We start from the raw sequence: 18,514 nt of genomic DNA, 5'->3' as shown, positions 1-18,514 counted from the left end.
AATACGTGACCAAACTCCCATATTTTTTTGATGACTATTTTGATTGAATTATTATGGTATTAGAAACTAACTTTCCAGACTTCGCCGTAATCTTAATCTCGCCGCTATTTTGTGTACTCTTAACTAAAAGTAAGGCTTTACCATTGTGCGTTACAATTTGGTTTGATTTATGATTTTGAACGTTACGCTCCCAACCATTATCAACACCCACATTTACACCTTCGCCTTCTATTTCAAATACCAATTGCATTTCTTTATCCGGAACGATATCTCCCCCACCTGTGGTTAAAAATGCTTCTATATGAACCAAGTCATAACCATCTGCAGTTAATTCTTCTTTATCTGCTTTAAGCTCTACTTTAGAAATCCACTTAGCTGTTTTAATGGCATACTCACTTTCTGGCTTTGCCTGATTTATACCCACGGCTTTTATTTCGCCTTCGGCATAAGGCACCAAATACTTCACAATATTATCCGAGAAATCGGAAGGACTTTTTATACCATAACTTTTGTTGTTGATAAAAAGCTCCACTTGCGGCGAATTAGAAAACACTTCTACAAATACCGAATCACCCTTGGCATAATTCCACGTTTCTTCCACATCTTCAAATAACCATTTATCTAACCAATGACGAACTCGGTAATCTACCCATTCTCCATCGCGTAAAACCCATTGCGCTTTACGGGCATGTTTGGTGGCTACATAAGTATATGGCTGATCACTCCAAAGCGTTCTGAAGAAATGGCCTCTTGGCGTATAGAAACCAGCAAAATCCATCAGCGAAATCTCCAATCCCTTCCAAGGAAAAGGTCCTGACTCACCCATATAAGCAATACCGGTCCAGATAAATATTCCCGCAATAAACTCTCTATCCACTGCATCTTTCCATTCTTGGTAGGTACCCCAATTTTCAGAACCATAAATTACTCGGTTAGGATAATTTTTGTGGTCCTCGTCGTAATTAACAGCTCTATAATTATAGCCCATCACATCAGGTACATCAAAGTATCCGGTGATATTACCAGCCTTAGGCAATACACCTCCAGTTGTTACAAAACGAGATTGATCAACTTCTTTAATCCACTTCTCTATTTCAACGGCTGTTTCCTTTAACATATCCACACCATCACCAGTAGCTTCCTTTAAAACCTGATTTCCTAATCCTTGATTACTTTTAGACATTTTCCAATAATAGGGATACGTCCACTCTATCTCGTTACCCATGCTCCACATAATGATGGATGGATGATTACGCGAATATCGAACCATATCTTTCACATCACGCTCGGCCCATTCCTCATAAATATCGCCGTAACCCGTTTCTAATTCAGGACGCATATCTTTGGCAAAACGACTGGTAATCCACTTGCTTTTATTCTCTCTCCACTCATCCAGAGCCTCATTCATTACCACAAAACCCATTTCGTCACATAGCTTTAATAAACCCGGGTCGCCAGGATTATGGGACATACGAATGGCATTTACGCCTATTTCTTTCAACCTGTTTAAACGACGCTCCCAAACACTTTTGATAAAAACTGCACCTACTGCACCCGCATCATGATGCAAACAAACGCCTTTAAGTTTTACATTCTTCTCATTCAAAAAGAAACCTTTATTGGCATCGAAACGAATGGAACGAATACCAAAATCTATTTCGTAAGTATCCTTTAATTCTTTACCCGCAAAAACCTGAATTTCTGCTTTATATTGATTGGGTGTTTCTATGCTCCATAATTTAGGATGAGCGATAGATAACTGAACAACAGAGGTATCAAGACTTAAAGATTTAATCTTTTTACTTATGCTCCCCACTTGTTTCCCCGTGGCATCTTTTACCAATACTTTTAGGCTTAACTTTTGCGCTTTGCCAGTTACATCTTTAACCACAGTAGAAACCTTAACATTCGCTTGAGACGATGAAACCTGAGGTGTTTCAATCCAAGCTCCAAATTGCGGAATATAACTTTTTGAAGTGCTCACTAATCTAACATTTCTGTATATTCCGGAACCTGTATACCAACGAGAATCGGCAAAATTGGTATGGTCTACTTTAACAGCTATGGTATTTTCACCACCTATTTTTAAATGTGGTGTCAGTTCGTACGAAAATACACTGTATCCGTACGGGCGAATTCCTAAATAATGTCCATTAATCCATACTTCTGAATTACAATAAACACCATCAAATTCAATGTTAAATATTTTATCTTTTTGACTTGTGTCGATGGTAAATGATTTTCGGTACCAGCCAATTCCTGTAGGCAGAAAGCCTGTTGAACCAGAAGTATTTTCGGTAGTATAGCTTTGTTCTATACTCCAATCGTGAGGAAGGTTTAAAACACGCCAACCTTCATCGTTAAAAGAAGGATTCTTGGCTTCTGGAGCATCTCCTAAAAAGAACTTCCAATTAAAGTTAAAGTCCTGGGTTTTTCTGGGACTATTTGCAAACGTTGATGTTAGGGCAAACATAACAACAAACAATCCAATACATATTCGTTTCATTTCTATTATAATTAGTTAACAACTTTATTATTTGCAAGCTTATTAAGCCTCCTCTTTGATTCCATCTTATCAAAGGCTCTTTATGGCTATTAAACTCTTGCATTATCCATTATGGTGGCAGCGTAATAAAAACATCACTGTTTAAGAAAGGTTGTTGATTGAATACTCTGTGAAAGTAAAAATCCCGAGGCATTCCCCGGGATTTTATTTGTAAAATACTTAGTTTATTCTGGTAAGCTACAATAACTATTCTTAAAATAATTTTTACCGATTACCATTATCCATCTGGATGGATTACTTCAACTGCGCTTGTGCAATTTCAATAAACTTCAATATATTTTCTTTGGTAGTATCGCTTTCTACAGAGTGAGAAGGAGAGAAAATATAACCACCATCTTTACCTAACTCAATAAGGTTTTTGGATTCTTTCTCAACATCTTCAACCGTTCCGAACGGAAGCGTTTTTTGCATTGAAAGTCCACCATGGAAAGCTAATTTACCTCGGTACATTGGTAGAATCTCGTTAATGTCCATTACCTCTGGTTGGAATGGGTTAAAGCAATTTAATCCACATTCAACTAAATCTGGAAATAACTCATCCACATCTCCACAGGAGTGAATCATCACATACTTACCATTGTCTCTGGCAAAGCCATACATACGTTTTAACTGAGGGTATACAAACTCTTTCCAAGTATCATATCCAAAAATTAATCCGTGCTGTTGTCCCCAGTCATCACCAAAATATATTGCATCAATATCATACTCAATGGCTTTTGTCATTTGAGCAATGTTGTAATCTGCAATTTTGGTAAATAACTCGTGTACAAAGTCAGGGTACATCATAAAATCCATCAATAGATTTTCGATACCTCTCATACTCCAGGCACGTTCGTACAAACTAAAACCAATTTGAAAAACACGGAATAATTCTGGTTTTTTCTCTATCTCAGGTTCAATATTAGCAAAAAAACGAGGGTCGTGCGGATCAGGAAATTTAACCCCATCCATGCTAGGCTCGCTAATCACATAAGGTGCACTAGCATCACCAATATCTTTATCAATAGTACGGTCCCAAATTACACCAAATACATCCTGCCACATGTCTGGCTCAACCTCATCAAAAAAACCAATATCACTACCTAGGTTTAAGATATGATTTCCTAATACGGGATCTAAATCATCTACCCCATAATGCTCTTCAAGCATTTTCTTAGGTTCTTCAGTAAATTTAAACGACCAAGGCACATAAGGAGGTTTTTTTCCGTCCAGTACCATTTTAACTACTTCTCTTTTTGTCATAGTATTCATTTTTTGGGAACAAAGCTTTATTTGCCATTTATAAAACCCTGTAAACCGTTTTGTTTGTTTATGCTGGCTGCATTCTATAATTAAATCGAAATCAAGCCAATAAGTCTATTCAATTAATCACATTACAAACTTAGTTTGCTTACAAATCATATTTTAAAGCTATATTGCCAATAATTTAGTTATATTGTCTGTATGTCATCCAAAGGAGCAAATAACATAGTTTCGGCTGAGCCCGAAAAAATAGAAGTATCGCAAAATACTTCTATTAAAATAGGTAAATATCAAAGTCATTATTTTACTAGGCCTTGGCATTACCATCCTGAATTTGAACTACTTTTAATTACAAAAGGGTATGGTACACGCATGGTGGGCGACCATTTTGAACCCTTTGAAGAAGGCGACATTGTATTATTGGGAGGAAACCTACCTCATGCTTGGATATCGGCACCACACTTTTTCGAGGATAATGAGGACACTTGCGAATCAATTTATATTCAGTTTAAAAAAACCATTTTTGGTAGCCAATTTATAGACATACCCGAACTGGCCAGCGTTAGAAACATACTTGCTAAAGCACAAAGAGGCTTAAAGATTAATGGTCATCTAAAAGCTGAAATCTCTGCCCTTGTGCATTATACTATTCTGCAATCACCCATTGACCAATTGATAACCTTAATTAAGGTATTGGATATGATTCAGTATTCCGACTATCAATTGTTGGCATCTGATAATTACCTATCGAGTAAAGTGAGCTTTAAATCGAAAAAGATGAGTAAGGTTCATAATTATATAATGCAGCATTTTAAGGAAGAAATTGACATTAACAGTTGTGCTAGTTTGGTAAAAATGACTCCTTCATCATTTTGCCGTTTTTTTAAGAAACAAACTAACGTTACCTTTTCAGTATACTTGCACTATATCCGTATTAATTTTGCTCAAAAACTCCTGATAAATACAGAATTACCGATTAAAGAAATTGGTTTTGAATGCGGTTATGTTTCTATAATTTATTTCAACCAGAAATTTAAAACGACAACAGGTTTATCTCCTAACGAATTTAGAAAACGAAAAAGTGGAGTGTGAGATAGGTTATTAGTAGATTAGGTCGTTAGGCAATTAAAATAAAGTAGTATTAACTTTCAAGGAAATTACGTTCTACCTCTTCCCTTCTTCATTCTCCTCCCTTTAATAACTCCCATCATATTTTAACCTATAACTAGCTGGAGTCATTCCTGTAACGCTTTTAAACTGCCGATGAAAATACGACATATTCTCGTAACCACAATTTAATGCAATTTGACTTACGGGCATTGCGGTTTCCTGTAATTCTCGACAAATACGATGGATACGATATTCGTTTAAGTATTGTGTAAAAGTCTTATTAAAGTAATTTTTAAAGAACTTACAAAAAGAGGATTTAGTCATAAAAGTAAGATCTGCCATATTATCCACCGATATTTTTCTTACATAATTCTCATCAATAAAAGCAAAAATATCTTTCACCCTATTGTCCGTTTCTCGATACCTAAAAAAATGATTTCCAGGTTCAGATAAGAGGTCATAGTTGTTGATATAGGAAAGCTCCAGTAAAATATCAATAAAGTTCATTATTTGTTGAGCTCCGGATAAGGCAGGTAAAGCCATTAATCTATTCCCAATTAAATGTACCTCTTTAGATGCCTTAAAAAAAATGCCCGAATTGGCTCTATCCAACATGGTTTTTATACTATGAAACTCGGTAAGTTTAGTAATTATCTCTGTAAACTCTTCGGCCAGCCATTGCACATATATAGAGGAGGCTCCACCCTGATAGTTTGGCGCATTTTGCCATGAATGTGGTAACAATGGTCCGTTTAAAACCATGTCACCCGGCTGAAAACTCTTGATACTATTACCCACATAACGCACCCCACTACTCTGAGTTATATAGGTTAATTCCAACTCGTCATGATAATGCCAAGGGGCATCAAAGTGATTTTCGTTATAATAAAATGCAGCTATAGAGCTATCAACTTTATGTGGTACAACTTCTAATTTTGCCTTCATACTGACGTATATTTCCTCAAATATACAATACAGTTTTAATTAAGGCAATATTGTACATCATCAACCTTTGTATAATATATTGGAGTTTATCTATTGACTTTCTTCAGTCCTTCTTCCAGTAAGGGCTCCATTACCTGGTAGCCTACTTTATTTGGATGCACACCATCCTCACCGTATGCTGCTTTCAATCCCAATTCATTATCTACCATATGTGGGTAATAATCAATATAAGTCAAGTCATTTTTTGAAGCATAGGCCTTTAATCGTTTATTCAGTTCAACAACCTCCTCAGCAGGTTTCTGTTTTGGATTCCAATCGAACCGATTAGCAGGAAGAACAGAACACATAACAACCTGAATTTGATTAGCCAAAGCCAACTCTACCATCGAGAATATATGATTACAAATAGCTTCTAAAGTGGTAGGACCAGTATTTCCTGCAATATCATTTATTCCAGCCAAAATTACTACAGCTTTTGGCTTTAATAAAACCACATCTTGCCGAAAACGCAATAACATTTGCGGAGTTGTTTGTCCGCTTATACCACGATTAACAATGGGTTTTCCTTTAAAAAAATCAGGTCTTAACTCCAGCCAATACTCTGTTATAGAATCTCCCATTAAAACAATTCTATCCAAATTGCTCGAAGATATATCTGTCATTATAATCTTATTAGATTTAGCATACCTATCAAGCTCTGCCCAATCAGGATCAAAATTATATTTCATTATCCTATTATAATATAATGAAACAATTTTCCTTAATTTTCTCTTCATCTAATTATCTAAATATAAGAACTCACGCTCCTCCTATTCTCTCACTGAAATATAAAAAGATGGACTACTATTCTCTTGGCATTTCCACGGAGCTTCACTTCCTTTTCTGATAAAAAACCGCCCATCTTTATTACATGACTTGAATAAAACAACAGGTCTGGCTTTCTTACTTCCGTTCATTTTAACCAGTTTATCTTCTATAATATTGGAAACTTTAATCCACTCAATAGTTAGAGCTACTTTACCATTAGCCACAATATTGTAATCGGAAAGCTCTATATTCTGCCAACCTTTTGAACTAGTTAATTCAAAATAAATATTTTCATGTAGAAGTTCAGTAACCGGTAATCCATTTTCAATTTCTCTAATATGAAGTCGAAACACGCAGGTATCAAATGATTGTTTGTGCATTTTTAAATTTAGCTCTTCTAATCGAACTAGGTTATCTCCTAAATCAAGCTCTAAACCTAATTCATGCCCTTTACCAAATTTAGTACCTCCCCAACCACAAACTCCAGCCGAATTATTAGCCCGAATATTTCCCACATTTTTAATACGTCCATTGAAACCCACTTTAATTTCTTTAAGCTCAACGAAAGTCTTTTTTAATTCTATCAGACAGAAATCACTCGCCAATTCACTAATTGATATGGTCTTTGATTCATAACCAATCATGGTTATTTTAAGTTCTGCATCCGCAGGAACTTGGCTAACATAAAGCTCAAATTCGCCTTTGGCATCAGTTATAGTTCCTATTGAAGTGTTTACAATACCCATATTAACAAAAGAGAGACTCTCCTTTGATTCTGAATCAATAACCTTTCCTTTAACACACTGACTATAACTATAAGCAGTAATTAATAATAGTAAGGTCAGTAATATTACACTTCGCTTCTTCATATTATTACCACTCACTCATTATAATTAACCAATAGAGGAAACTCAACTATAAAAAGAATTTGAACGCTACTATTATTAATGCTATTCCAGCCATAAATAAGTAAGCATATGGGCTAGCAAAGTTTAGCGTATTGCCTAATCCTGGGCTAATTTTAGGTACTGATAAACGTGGATCTTTTCTGTTGAAATAAAACGGTCCATACCAATTACCCGCATCTTTACTCATATTATTGAGTACTTCAGTTTCTAATTTTGTCTTCATGATGGTTTAGTTTGAAATTAATATTTAACTTCTAATTTAGTATTTATTCCTTATTAAACAGCACTACTCTTTAATTTTCGCTGTTGAATAAAAGACTCGTATAATATTATAAAGAATCCCAACGTTACAGAGATGTCTGCCATATTAACAATTCCGGTGTGAAACAACACAAAATCAAAAAATAGAAAATCCGTTACTGAACCAAATAAAATTCGATCAATAATATTTCCGACTCCTCCGCCAATAATAAAGGCAATTCCTGTACAAAGTAGAAATGACAACTTACTTTTTCTAAACAATATATATAAGCCATAAATCATGGCTAACAGCGGCAAAGCAATCATTGTAATTTTATATAGCCATCGCGGAATCGAATTTCCAAGCCCCAGAAAGGCACCTGTATTTTCAACTTTGGTAAGAATTAAATAATCACCTACTACACTTATTCGGCTGTTATACTCAATTCGGTCTCTTACAATTTCCTTTGTTATTTGATCGCAAGCAACATTGGATATTAATAATACGATCAGTATTAAATTTCTTATTTTTTTACTCATTATAATTGGAGGATAATTACTGAAATTTTACTTGAATATTTAGATCACTAAAATAACATATTAATTTTTTACACCTTTCTTAATTATAGGTTTTATTACTACATATTGAATTAATATCCTCAACTAAAAGAATATATTTGTTATTCAACTTGCATAAAACTAAATACCATGAATGTTGCTGATTTAAAATGGGCCTTCTTTTCTTACGGTCATAATTTGGGGGATTTTACCCGAGCTTTAGAAACAGCTAAAGGAATGAAAGCGACTGGAGCAACAGTAAAATTCTTTAATCATGGAGGGGTTCATAATCATTTAATTGCCAAAGCAGGAATTAATGAATTGGATTTACAGCCAGAGTTAACATGGGAACAACACCAAATCATCATGGACATTAATCGCTATAAAGCCAAGGTGGGAACTCCACTGCCTGTAAGTAGCGAACAGTGGATTAAAATGGCTGAAGCGGATTTAGAGGCTTTGAAAGAATACAAACCCGATGGCGTTTACGCAGGATTAAACCTGAGTTGTATGATTTCTATACCCTATGCAAAATTGCCTATGGTTACGCAGGTTCCTACGGTGAACTGCCCTGCATTTATTCACAAAGGCATGTATAATATGCCTAATACCATGGAACGCAATTTCTTTATGCGATATGTGTTGCCCGATTTTATCAAACGAATCATCATTAAAAAAGTATTACTGAGCGATTCAGCTAAGGCATCTTTAACCTCTTTTAATGAAGCCCGCAAACACTTTGGTTTAAAACCGATTTATAACATCACCGATTTAGTAAGAGGAGACATCACCCTGTTGCCAGACTTACCTATTTTAAGCGGTTTGCCCGAAGAGGATTTAACCCAAGGTTATCATTACACAGGACCTATTTTTTCGATGATGGACATGCCCGTGTCCGATGAAATTAAAAAGGTTTTTAGCAGACCTGGAACCAACATTTTCTGTTCATTGGGTAGTTCTGGGTTCCCGGAAACCTTAAAAACCATTGTTGCTGCTTTAAGAAAAGTAAAAGATTATAATATAGTGTGCTCCACAACAACCATTTTAAATCCTGAAGAACTTGGCCCAAACACAGATAATTTTTATGCTTGTAAATTTTTGCCTGCCCACTTAGTAAATGAAATGGCAGATATAGCGGTATTACATGGTGGACAAGGCACTATTCAAACAGCTACGTGGGCTGGAACACCTGTTATAGGCATCGGTTTTCAGGCGGAACAACAAGCTAATATTGATGGTATTGCTAAGTCAGGAATGGCTATTCGTATTCCTATTTTCTCTGTTTCTGAAAAAAGGATTTTAAAGGCAGTGGACAAGTTAATTAAAGATAAACGGTATAAAGAAAGTGCGTTAAAAATTCAAGCTCAAGTGAGAGCTGTGGATGGCGTTAAACGCTCCGTTGATTTAATGAACAAATTTATCTTAAATAAAATCGAATGAGGATGCCCAATTCAGAACACCCTCATTCCATCTAAATATTTCCTTGCTAAAAACTTACACTCAACGAAGCAAATATGTTTCTTCCTTGTGCATAAATCGGATTTGGTGTACTTCTAACTGAGCGGCTTAAATGCTCATAATAATTCTCATCAAACAAATTATTTACACCAGCATTTACTCTAAAAGCATCTGTTACCTGAAAAGCCAATTTTATATCTACCAATGAAAAAGATGGTGTTTTAGACTCACCATATTCCTCAGAAGTTCTATCCTGCTCCAAAACATGTCTAAAACTAATTGTGGGCTGTAATCTATCATTTACATACGAACCGTGCAGTACATATCTAAAATCTAAAGGAGCTATTTCAGGCAAGGGTTCTTCTCTTTCTAAATCCTCAGCATAGGTATAAGCTATTCCCATTTGATGACTCAGTCCCTTAGCGATTCGTTGCGACCAGTTAATTTCAAAACCTGTTTTAAAAGCCTCGTCCAAATTCATAAACCTGCGAACACCTGGGCTATTAGGAATAACTGGTGACAAATCTGGCTCAATAACCGAAGAAATAAAATCTTGCATATATGATGCAAAAACATTCACATTAATACTGCTAGTATTTGTCGCCCAATCAAAGGTTAAATCAAGTTGGTTATTTTTTTCAGCATCTAACTCTGGATTACCCAACATCTCGTATGGATCTTGCCCTACTGGAAAAAAGTTGATATAACGTTCTGTTAACCCTGCACTTCGCTGTGCCCTACCTAGCCATAATCCAACTTTGGCTTTATCACTTACTTTTTTAGATGCTCCCACACTAAAACTTGGATTAAACTGAGTTACATCTGTTTCTGGATAAAGGGCTATAAAACCATCGCTCGGATCTTTGGCCTGTGCAGAGTTCACTTCTAAACGAGTTGATACAACATATTTAATTTCACCACCCGTAATATGATACTCACCAAACAGCCCCATTTTATTAATCTGACTCTCTTGCCAAGCATTATCTTTTACAATTTTACCGGCATTTGGCCCCATCAAGAACTCACGAATACGGGTTCCCTCAGCACTTTCCAAACGCCAATCTGCACCTGCGAACAAAGAACTATTTGTAAACTGCCACGAACCTTCCGTGCGCATTCCATAATTATGTGTTTTTGCTGGTGTAGTAGCATTCATCATTCTAGGATCAAGTGGCTTTAACAAATTGTCCATCAAGTGATCTACAAACGAAGCATACACAGTAGTGTTCCACAACTTTAGATTCTCCTTATTGATTTGAATATCATGACGCGCATTGATTAACCAGGTATTATCCTCACGCAGATCCATCGGCAAAGCAGGAAAGTCAACATCACGAGCCATATTATATACTGTTGATAAACGTAGCGTTTGATTACTGGCCACTTTTAAACCTAGTCGTGTTCCAAAACTGCCACGCTGATAATCTCCTTGCATCGTATTTCCATTGCCCGCCTTATAATCATTTCCTTCTGCCCAAGCTCCAAAGAAACTAACATCGTACTTTTTACCATTAAAACCCAGCTGAGCTTCTGTAGTTATGGCTTCTCCATTGCCTTGGTAACCTGCAGAAGCACGACCATAAACATCGGCTTGATCGCTAAACTTTAATGGCGGAGGAATAAAATTAACCGTTGCTCCAAAGCCTGTTCCGTAACGTAATACGTGTGGCCCTTTTAACACCTCAACGCGCTCCAGCATATTAGGTGCCATTTGGCTCGTTGGAGGATCCATCCTGTTTGGGCAAGCTGCACTGGCAGATTGTGCCCCATTGATAACAATATTAAGTTGATCGTATTTAAAACCTCTAAAAACAGGGTCGGCACCGTAGTTTCCACTTTTTCTGATGCTATTAATTGCAGGCAGTTGATTCAGCACCTCGGCACCATCATGTGCCATCTTATCCTGATAACCCAATTTCATTCCTGCGTTGGGCGATTGCTTAGCATGCATCGCAATTACAGTAACAGGATAAAGGTCAATATTTTTACTTTTGCAGTAACAAGCCTTTTGCTTTATCATGGTTTGAACTTGCACGTCACTTAGTTCCCACACACCATAATTTAAATGAGATAGTTTCATCACCAAACCTTCTTCGTAAGAAAAAGATATAGCTCCGGTTTCATCTGAAATGCCATTTTGATTGCCATAAGAAAAGGTGGCTTCTTGAATGGGTAATCCGCTATCTCTATCAAGTAAGCGAACCTGTTGTTTATTTTGAGTGAATGCAGTTATTGCAGGAACAAGCACAAATACAAGTACCCACAACAATTGCAGTAATGTTTTTCTGAAATTCATTTTAAGCTGATTTAATGTAAGTTTTTGTATCCATTTAGTTCTAAAGAAATAGACTCTAAACGAATACTGTTTTTTGTACACAAAGGTGCACAACACGTTAGGGTTATCGTTTACACATATAAACCCTAGGTATTTAACAAATAAAATCTGGCTTAAATAAACTGTGGAGGACGAAGTAAACGACTGCTATAATCACTTCGTTTTAAACTATTTTTATAGCAGAATAATTGTTTATAATCATTACTCAAACAAGTGGATAAGTTTGCTTTCTCCTCTGGAGGATAATAAGTAATTTCTATGTTTTGCTTAATATTTTTAGGACTTTCTTTTTCGTCCTGATCCTCTGTTTTTTGTAATTGCTCCTTTAAATGACATTTTCCATTACAACCACTACTAGGTTCATCCTTGTTGATACATAAAACCTTGGCTATATAGTCCTGATGAATTTTAAAATCCACCATAATCCACACCTTGCTTATTGAAGGAAGCATAAAGAGTAATACGGCTAATATGGCAATGGACTGTTTCAAGTAGATGGTTGTTTCACTTAGCACTGTAAATATACAGGAAACAACTCAAAAGCTCGAAATATGTTTAACGAATAGCTTTAATTTTATACCATAAAGTAAAACCAAGCACTAAAACAATACTTGGCTCACTCTATTGTAAAAGGTGTTTCACTACAAGTTTTGTTACTCGATTACTCCAACAAACTTGTTTATTATTCTTTTTACTGATGCTTTATAATAACAACAAAATCCTGATTCTTAATTTTTACTGGCGCTTCAATAGTAACAATACCCTCTTGGTTAATTTCGATCTTTTCTTCTTTACCTGCGTGCTCTCCCGTTAACGGGTTGTACCAAGTTAAAGAATAACTTCCAACGGGTAACGGAAGTTCCAAAGGCACATTCTGAGAAGCATACAGCACAAATAACTCATCTTTTTTACGCAGTGTTAAAGCATTTGTACAAAATGCAGTATCAGGTTGCATAGCGTAAAATGGCACATGCTTTTTAAAGAATTCTTTGGCCACAACCATAGTTTTATAATGCTGCTCGTATGGATAAAAATCTTGCTCTGTTACATCTAAACCTTTACCAATATACAATTCTATACCAGCTCCTCCAGCCATAAAAGTTGGCCATACATTATCCTTACGCCACTCGTCAACATCGCGCATTTGTGGATCAACATAGGGCTCATCGAAATTTACCACCCACTTATGCTTAGCTGAATCAGATTTTAATCTTAAGCTCAAAATTTCGTCATAAATATTCTTACCAAAATCCCATTGAAAAGAAGGTCCCGAGTAACTTTTATGTCCGTATAAGGCAGGGAATATATGCTTGTCCCATGATGGGCCATTGTGCACCCCAATAAAATCCTCGTAGTAACATAACTCTCTCAAGTAATCGGCAAACTGCTTACGTTGTTCATCCGAGTTGGCTTTCTGATATTTACGCTTATCATCCCATCCATTCTCTTCACCAATGCTGTAGCTGATGGCATTTAAATAGCCAAAACGAGCCACCATCTCGCGAAAATAAATCTTTCTGCTATCGGCAAATCCTTCTGCGCTGCCTAACTCAAGCTCTTCGAAATAAGCCTCATTTTCAGTTTCGGTTAATATCATATTCACCAAAATACCCTTTGCATTCATGTGCTGAAATAATATATCCCATTGTGCTAACTTCGACACATCGTAACGAAAAATACTATCCTGATGTAACCATGGCCAAGCTTTCTTTCCATCTCCATAGGCATTCATCGATAAAAAATAATACGAATTGAGCCCAAGAGACGACAAGTAGTTAATGGCTCCAACAATGCCCTTTCCTTTGACTCCTTGCCAAGTTGGATCTCCTTGTTGCCAATCGTTAATATGCGTTGGGTAAGTTCTATTACTAGGTGTATTATCAAACTCCTTATACTCCAATAAAACCTCAGGACTATTGGCTCCTGCTTTTAAAAAGTATTCCTGATTTCCTCTAAACTTCATATAATGCTCGCCCACATATTCTAACTTCCCTTTATTTCTAAAATCTAACTGTGGATGCTTAACCTCTGTAACCGTAAACTTCCCTTTTGTTCCATCAAAATACCCTGCACTTTCTCCTCCTATTAGCTGGGCTGCAATATGCTTTCCTGAAACAAAGGAGGCTTTGTACTTCCAATCCCCCACTTCGCCTGGCGTAAAGTTAACACGCCAAATATTACCTATTGAATCCGAAGTTTCTGCTGTATTTACGGAGGCAGCATAAAATCCAGGCACCTTAAAAATCTCGCCACTTGGGCTGGTAAACTCAACGTCTAAACGATAATCGGTAAATGGGTTAGGATGAGCCCTCTCACTTGTTTCTGGCCCAACAAAGTCAATACTCAGTTTTGACCAAATAGTTTGGTCACCAGAAACCGTGCCCGTATTGCAACTTGAAAGCAATACTAAAAACACCAATAGGAAAGTAGAAATACGCATCATGATATTTGAATTATTTAAGTACACCAAAAATATCTTTTTATTCCAGAAAGAGGGTAATTAATCTTACTTATTAGGTATTTGTAAATTGATCTTATCTATAACTATACTATCAAATTTCATCATATATACAGTGTCACTATCACTAACAACATATTTAATAGAATCATTAACATTAATTATCATAGAAGAAGGTAATTGATTCTCTTTAGATATTTCATTTTTAAGATTAGTGAGCTTAAAACTTATTACTAAAGATATTATTACTCCTCCTAAGATAATGCCATGAGCAATTATAGATTCTTTATGAAACAGATGGTTTTTACCTCCAAAATTGAAAGCGCTAATAAAAGTCAAGATAAAACCTCCTATCATAAAAGTCAAGAATAAGATATGATGTAATCCTGGTGCGTGAATGTATGGATGTCCGAATATTTCATAAGTAATTACACTTAAAAATATACCAATTAAATAATAAGCAGTAACAAATAAAAAACCTCTATATTTTTTAAATATCATATAATTTCAACTAAATACATTAATTTATTGTCTTCTCATAATTCTATAAATCTTTAATTTACTTTCACAAGTTACATAAGAAAACAAATATATCTCGGTTTTGCTATCCTCATCAATATCAAACTCTAGAATTTTCACATTAAACAATTTGTTCAGCATTATTGAGTCTTTTCCCTGAAAAATAGTTGCATTATGGTAATTAGTATCCATACACTTCATTCCTACTTTGTCTATAATAATTTTCCAACTATCATTAACTTTCATGTTACTTTGGGAACTAAGAAATCCTCTGAAGTTTGTAGAATCTTTTTTAAATTCTACAAAATAGCAAGTATCCATTTCTAATTGTAATTTTACTTTAGTCCGTTTTGAATTCACGGAAAGCAAATAAGGATTATCACCTTTAGAAATTAACGTATGACGTATATTGATTGAATTCTCATTATCTAACTGACAGCAGTCTTGCTCATAGATCAATTTGCAATTGATGCTCGAAACTTCATCAATAATTGTATATTCAACATTCTGAGATAATTCATTTGTTCTACTCTGAGCCAAGACGTAGCCTAAAACAAATATACTAAACAACAAAAAGAAACTACGCCTACTATTTCGAAGAAATAGACTTATAGCGCATAATCTTTTTTTATCATCAGAAAGCCTACTTTTCATTATTCGTTTCAATTTGAAAATACCGCTTCTACAATGTTAATATTGTTGGTAGCTAATATCAATTCTTCGTTTGACTTCACATCCACATGACTTGTTGGTAAGGTAAAATAAAAAGTAGACCCTTTCCCCTCTATGCTATCCACCCAAATATCACCACCCAACATATTTACATAAGCTTTGGTTATAGATAAACCTAAACCAGCCCCTTGCCTTGCCATTATATTAGCAATATCTGCTTGTACAAAATGTTTAAATATTTCTGTTTGTTTTGCTTTTGGTATACCAATGCCTGTATCTTTTACAAAAAACTGAATACTATTGGTTTCGTTCTTCATATCACAGCCAATCTGAATAAACCCTGTATCAGAATATTTGATGGCATTCTTAACTAGATTAATGAAAATGGCATATACTTTTTCTCTATCGGTAAAAATGATACTTTCATCCTTTAGCAAATTATTTAACACATACAGCTTCATATCTTTTGCTGCCGCCTCAGGTTGAAAAAAAGTATATATATAATCCAACAATTCTTTAATATTCGTCTCCGTTCTATGAACGGTCATCTGTCCAGACTCTACCTTAGAAATATCAATAATATCGTTGATAATATTCAACATTCTATGCCCACTTTTTTCAACCACATCAATATATTCTTTCTGGGCTTCCTCGTTAGGCGATGACAGTTTAAGCAACTCCATAAATCCTAATATTCCATTCATGGGTGTTCTAATTTCGTGGCTCATATTGGCTAAAAAAGCCGACTTTAATTTATCCGAAGTAACGGCATTTTCTTTTTGCTTAAGAAATTCTTTTTTAACTACGAACAGTAGAAACACCAACAAGCCAGAATACATAAACATGCTTACAAAAATATCAATACTCCTAGCTTCTGTACTTGGGTATTTAAGTAAGGCTTGCGGAGCATGAAAATCGATATAAAAGAGAACCGCAATATTGGTGAAATAAAACATCAGCAGAAGCATTAGTTTGCGCCCCTCCCAAACCCATATAACTAAAGCACCAAACATTAAAATAAATAATAAAACGGGACCACTGGATAAATACTTTACGTACCATGTAATATCCAACATGATTAATCCAACCACCGTCATGATTATTTTTGGAAGAAGTACAATGTTTCTAAATCTGACTAAATAATATAAGACAAATAGAGTTAGAGAACATCCCATAACGAAATATACAGGTTGTAAATTAAGACCTACCAAGATATGTACCACACATAATATAGCCAAAAATATAGCCGTAACTAATGTAGTCACGGATACAAAATACCTTTCGGTTGTAATAAAATCTGTATTGCCGAAAACTTTATTTCTTACAGACTCGAACTTTGTCATTAAATTGTAATTTGATGTAAACACTATATATAAATGGTTATTAAAAATCGCCTTCGAAAATACACTCTTCTCCTGCACTTAACTTTACCTTATCAACAAAGCCACTTCCATGAAATTCAATGGTTGTTCCAATAATATCACCAATAGACTTATTGTAATTTCCTACAAAAACCTCCTCATCGTTTACCAAAACCTGAACATTTTTATCTTCGTTTTTTATTCGAACATCCAACCATTGGTTTCGTCCAACTATAAAATTACTCAGATCGCTATCCGAACCACTTTTTTTAATCTCGCTAAGAATGTATGAGCCATAAGTACTACAACCTTCGGTCATAAATTTAAACTGTACCTTACCCAATGCTCCCTCAATGGTAATAAAAGTGGAATAACATCGTATAGCTGGCCAAAACAAGCTACTTTTTATCCTAGCGAAATAATCAAATGAATCTCCGTTTATATCGGTTCTTTGGTAATTATCTACTCGTACAGATACAATTTGGGTAGTATCAATACCTATTGAAGCAATAGTACGTGGTTCTACATGAAAAACACCATCCTTTATACCCTTTTCCATTGGAATTGGATAATATCTTTCTCTATTGTCTTTGTCGAAATAATACGCGAAGGACTGCCAACCATTCGTCGGCACTAATATTTTATTAGAACGCGCTAAAGCTTGATTTTTTGTTCGTAATCGTGCCACAAATTGTCCAGGGAAAGCATAAAAATGCGAAATAGTTTCAAGTCCATTTACCGTTTTCAAGGGCGACAAATCCCCAAAATTTACAAAGATGCTATCTCTTGTTTGTGGCAATTCCAAATTAAAATATGCAGTTGTAGGACAAGTGCCCTCCGTTTTTATCAATGACAGTTTACCTTTTAACGTAACCTGTTCCGATTTATTTACAAATGGTTTAGCTACAAAATACAAAGTCAATGCCGCTATGGTAAACATCAATACAATTACTCCTAATATAATAACAAGTAGCTTTTTATTACTGCTTTTATTTTTTGAGGTATTAGGGTCATACCCTGTATAATTGATTAATGCATCTAATGTACTTTGCTGCGGAGAATAATCATCAGGGGTTTTAACCTTACCAAATAAACGTTTTAAAGTAGCTACACTAATTAGCACTTTTGTTTTAATATGGATTGCATGACTTAAATCTTCAAAATCTCGATTCTTCCAAACATGCCTTTTTCCCCTACCAAACTTTTTCTCTGTTTGCCTTAATATTTGTTCTTGAAATGCCTTGTTCTTTTTATTAATATCCATTTTTCAGCCAAACACAAACCTCACTTAATCTGCAAGTTAAGTTGTTCATTTATTTGATTTAGTATTGAACA

At 35.2% G+C, this 18,514-nt stretch carries 16 protein-coding genes; 2 read left to right on the top strand and 14 right to left on the bottom strand.

Going from position 1 to position 18,514, the window contains the following annotated elements:
- Positions 1 to 34 precede the first annotated feature (34 nt).
- Positions 35 to 2,506 carry a sugar-binding domain-containing protein gene (locus A8L32_RS14130; protein WP_066631450.1) on the bottom strand — a complete coding sequence of 824 codons (2,472 nt, stop codon included), beginning with the start codon at positions 2,504 to 2,506 and terminating at the stop codon, positions 35 to 37.
- A gap of 294 nt (positions 2,507 to 2,800) precedes the next feature.
- Positions 2,801 to 3,808, bottom strand: a complete 1,008-nt coding sequence (locus A8L32_RS14125; RefSeq protein WP_066631449.1) for a uroporphyrinogen decarboxylase family protein — start codon at positions 3,806 to 3,808, stop codon at positions 2,801 to 2,803.
- 201 nt (positions 3,809 to 4,009) lie between these two features.
- Here A8L32_RS14125 and A8L32_RS14120 point away from each other — a divergent pair, with 201 nt between their 5' ends.
- Positions 4,010 to 4,900 carry an AraC family transcriptional regulator gene (locus tag A8L32_RS14120; RefSeq protein WP_066631447.1) on the top strand — a complete coding sequence of 297 codons (891 nt, stop codon included), beginning with the start codon at positions 4,010 to 4,012 and terminating at the stop codon, positions 4,898 to 4,900.
- A 102-nt stretch (positions 4,901 to 5,002) separates the two neighbouring features.
- On the opposite strand, the gene A8L32_RS14115 is transcribed toward A8L32_RS14120, so the two are convergent.
- The 5 genes from A8L32_RS14115 to lspA all read right to left on the bottom strand — a co-directional run bounded on the left by A8L32_RS14115 (position 5,003) and on the right by lspA (position 8,358).
- A complete protein-coding gene (locus A8L32_RS14115) occupies positions 5,003 to 5,863 on the bottom strand; it encodes an AraC family transcriptional regulator (RefSeq protein ID WP_066631446.1) in 861 nt (286 codons plus the stop codon).
- A gap of 86 nt (positions 5,864 to 5,949) precedes the next feature.
- Positions 5,950 to 6,591 carry a GDSL-type esterase/lipase family protein gene (locus A8L32_RS14110; RefSeq protein ID WP_198931784.1) on the bottom strand — a complete coding sequence of 214 codons (642 nt, stop codon included), beginning with the start codon at positions 6,589 to 6,591 and terminating at the stop codon, positions 5,950 to 5,952.
- A gap of 81 nt (positions 6,592 to 6,672) precedes the next feature.
- Positions 6,673 to 7,539: a carboxypeptidase-like regulatory domain-containing protein gene (locus A8L32_RS14105; RefSeq protein ID WP_066631442.1), complete on the bottom strand. Its 867-nt coding sequence runs from the start codon at positions 7,537 to 7,539 to the stop codon at positions 6,673 to 6,675.
- 46 nt (positions 7,540 to 7,585) lie between these two features.
- Positions 7,586 to 7,801 carry a hypothetical protein gene (locus A8L32_RS14100; RefSeq protein WP_066631440.1) on the bottom strand — a complete coding sequence of 72 codons (216 nt, stop codon included), beginning with the start codon at positions 7,799 to 7,801 and terminating at the stop codon, positions 7,586 to 7,588.
- 53 nt (positions 7,802 to 7,854) lie between these two features.
- Positions 7,855 to 8,358, bottom strand: a complete 504-nt coding sequence (gene lspA / locus A8L32_RS14095) for a signal peptidase II (RefSeq protein WP_066631438.1) — start codon at positions 8,356 to 8,358, stop codon at positions 7,855 to 7,857.
- A 168-nt stretch (positions 8,359 to 8,526) separates the two neighbouring features.
- Between lspA and A8L32_RS14090 the strand changes: the two genes are divergently transcribed.
- Positions 8,527 to 9,816, top strand: a complete 1,290-nt coding sequence (locus tag A8L32_RS14090; protein ID WP_066631434.1) for a glycosyltransferase — start codon at positions 8,527 to 8,529, stop codon at positions 9,814 to 9,816.
- A gap of 46 nt (positions 9,817 to 9,862) precedes the next feature.
- Here A8L32_RS14090 and A8L32_RS14085 read toward each other — a convergent pair whose 3' ends face one another.
- The 7 genes from A8L32_RS14085 to A8L32_RS14055 form a co-directional block, all read right to left on the bottom strand.
- On the bottom strand, positions 9,863 to 12,130 hold the full coding sequence (locus tag A8L32_RS14085) for a TonB-dependent receptor domain-containing protein (RefSeq protein WP_066631428.1): 2,268 nt from the start codon (positions 12,128 to 12,130) through the stop codon (positions 9,863 to 9,865).
- A gap of 152 nt (positions 12,131 to 12,282) precedes the next feature.
- Positions 12,283 to 12,660 carry a hypothetical protein gene (locus tag A8L32_RS14080; protein ID WP_143525108.1) on the bottom strand — a complete coding sequence of 126 codons (378 nt, stop codon included), beginning with the start codon at positions 12,658 to 12,660 and terminating at the stop codon, positions 12,283 to 12,285.
- A 200-nt stretch (positions 12,661 to 12,860) separates the two neighbouring features.
- Positions 12,861 to 14,612, bottom strand: a complete 1,752-nt coding sequence (locus A8L32_RS14075) for a DUF5060 domain-containing protein (RefSeq protein ID WP_066631425.1) — start codon at positions 14,610 to 14,612, stop codon at positions 12,861 to 12,863.
- A 63-nt stretch (positions 14,613 to 14,675) separates the two neighbouring features.
- On the bottom strand, positions 14,676 to 15,128 hold the full coding sequence (locus A8L32_RS14070) for a hypothetical protein (RefSeq protein ID WP_066631424.1): 453 nt from the start codon (positions 15,126 to 15,128) through the stop codon (positions 14,676 to 14,678).
- A gap of 24 nt (positions 15,129 to 15,152) precedes the next feature.
- Positions 15,153 to 15,686 carry a hypothetical protein gene (locus A8L32_RS14065; protein WP_143525107.1) on the bottom strand — a complete coding sequence of 178 codons (534 nt, stop codon included), beginning with the start codon at positions 15,684 to 15,686 and terminating at the stop codon, positions 15,153 to 15,155.
- 122 nt (positions 15,687 to 15,808) lie between these two features.
- The gene (locus A8L32_RS14060; RefSeq protein WP_083631341.1) at positions 15,809 to 17,161 is read right to left on the bottom strand and encodes a sensor histidine kinase; all 1,353 of its coding nucleotides are present in this window, start codon (positions 17,159 to 17,161) and stop codon (positions 15,809 to 15,811) included.
- A gap of 40 nt (positions 17,162 to 17,201) precedes the next feature.
- The gene (locus A8L32_RS14055; protein WP_066631419.1) at positions 17,202 to 18,443 is read right to left on the bottom strand and encodes a hypothetical protein; all 1,242 of its coding nucleotides are present in this window, start codon (positions 18,441 to 18,443) and stop codon (positions 17,202 to 17,204) included.
- Between the last annotated feature and the right edge of the window lie 71 nt (positions 18,444 to 18,514).

It is taken from the genome of Labilibacter marinus, assembly GCF_001659685.2.
GTDB classification, from domain to species: domain Bacteria; phylum Bacteroidota; class Bacteroidia; order Bacteroidales; family Marinilabiliaceae; genus Saccharicrinis; species Saccharicrinis marinus.
The sequence above is the reverse complement of the archived record's forward strand: the minus strand, read 5'-3'. Positions and strand labels throughout refer to the sequence as shown.

Coding starts and splice junctions, on each gene's coding strand:
- A8L32_RS14090 (WP_066631434.1), top strand. CDS start 8,527: ATGAATGTTGCTGATTTAAAATGGGCCTTCTTTTCTTACGGTCATAAT.
- A8L32_RS14115 (WP_066631446.1), bottom strand. CDS start 5,863: ATGAAGGCAAAATTAGAAGTTGTACCACATAAAGTTGATAGCTCTATA.
- A8L32_RS14055 (WP_066631419.1), bottom strand. CDS start 18,443: ATGGATATTAATAAAAAGAACAAGGCATTTCAAGAACAAATATTAAGG.
- A8L32_RS14105 (WP_066631442.1), bottom strand. CDS start 7,539: ATGAAGAAGCGAAGTGTAATATTACTGACCTTACTATTATTAATTACT.
- A8L32_RS14085 (WP_066631428.1), bottom strand. CDS start 12,130: ATGAATTTCAGAAAAACATTACTGCAATTGTTGTGGGTACTTGTATTT.
- A8L32_RS14125 (WP_066631449.1), bottom strand. CDS start 3,808: ATGACAAAAAGAGAAGTAGTTAAAATGGTACTGGACGGAAAAAAACCT.
- A8L32_RS14070 (WP_066631424.1), bottom strand. CDS start 15,128: ATGATATTTAAAAAATATAGAGGTTTTTTATTTGTTACTGCTTATTAT.
- A8L32_RS14130 (WP_066631450.1), bottom strand. CDS start 2,506: ATGAAACGAATATGTATTGGATTGTTTGTTGTTATGTTTGCCCTAACA.
- A8L32_RS14075 (WP_066631425.1), bottom strand. CDS start 14,612: ATGATGCGTATTTCTACTTTCCTATTGGTGTTTTTAGTATTGCTTTCA.
- A8L32_RS14100 (WP_066631440.1), bottom strand. CDS start 7,801: ATGAAGACAAAATTAGAAACTGAAGTACTCAATAATATGAGTAAAGAT.
- A8L32_RS14120 (WP_066631447.1), top strand. CDS start 4,010: ATGTCATCCAAAGGAGCAAATAACATAGTTTCGGCTGAGCCCGAAAAA.
- A8L32_RS14060 (WP_083631341.1), bottom strand. CDS start 17,161: ATGACAAAGTTCGAGTCTGTAAGAAATAAAGTTTTCGGCAATACAGAT.
- lspA (WP_066631438.1), bottom strand. CDS start 8,358: ATGAGTAAAAAAATAAGAAATTTAATACTGATCGTATTATTAATATCC.
- A8L32_RS14110 (WP_198931784.1), bottom strand. CDS start 6,591: ATGAAATATAATTTTGATCCTGATTGGGCAGAGCTTGATAGGTATGCT.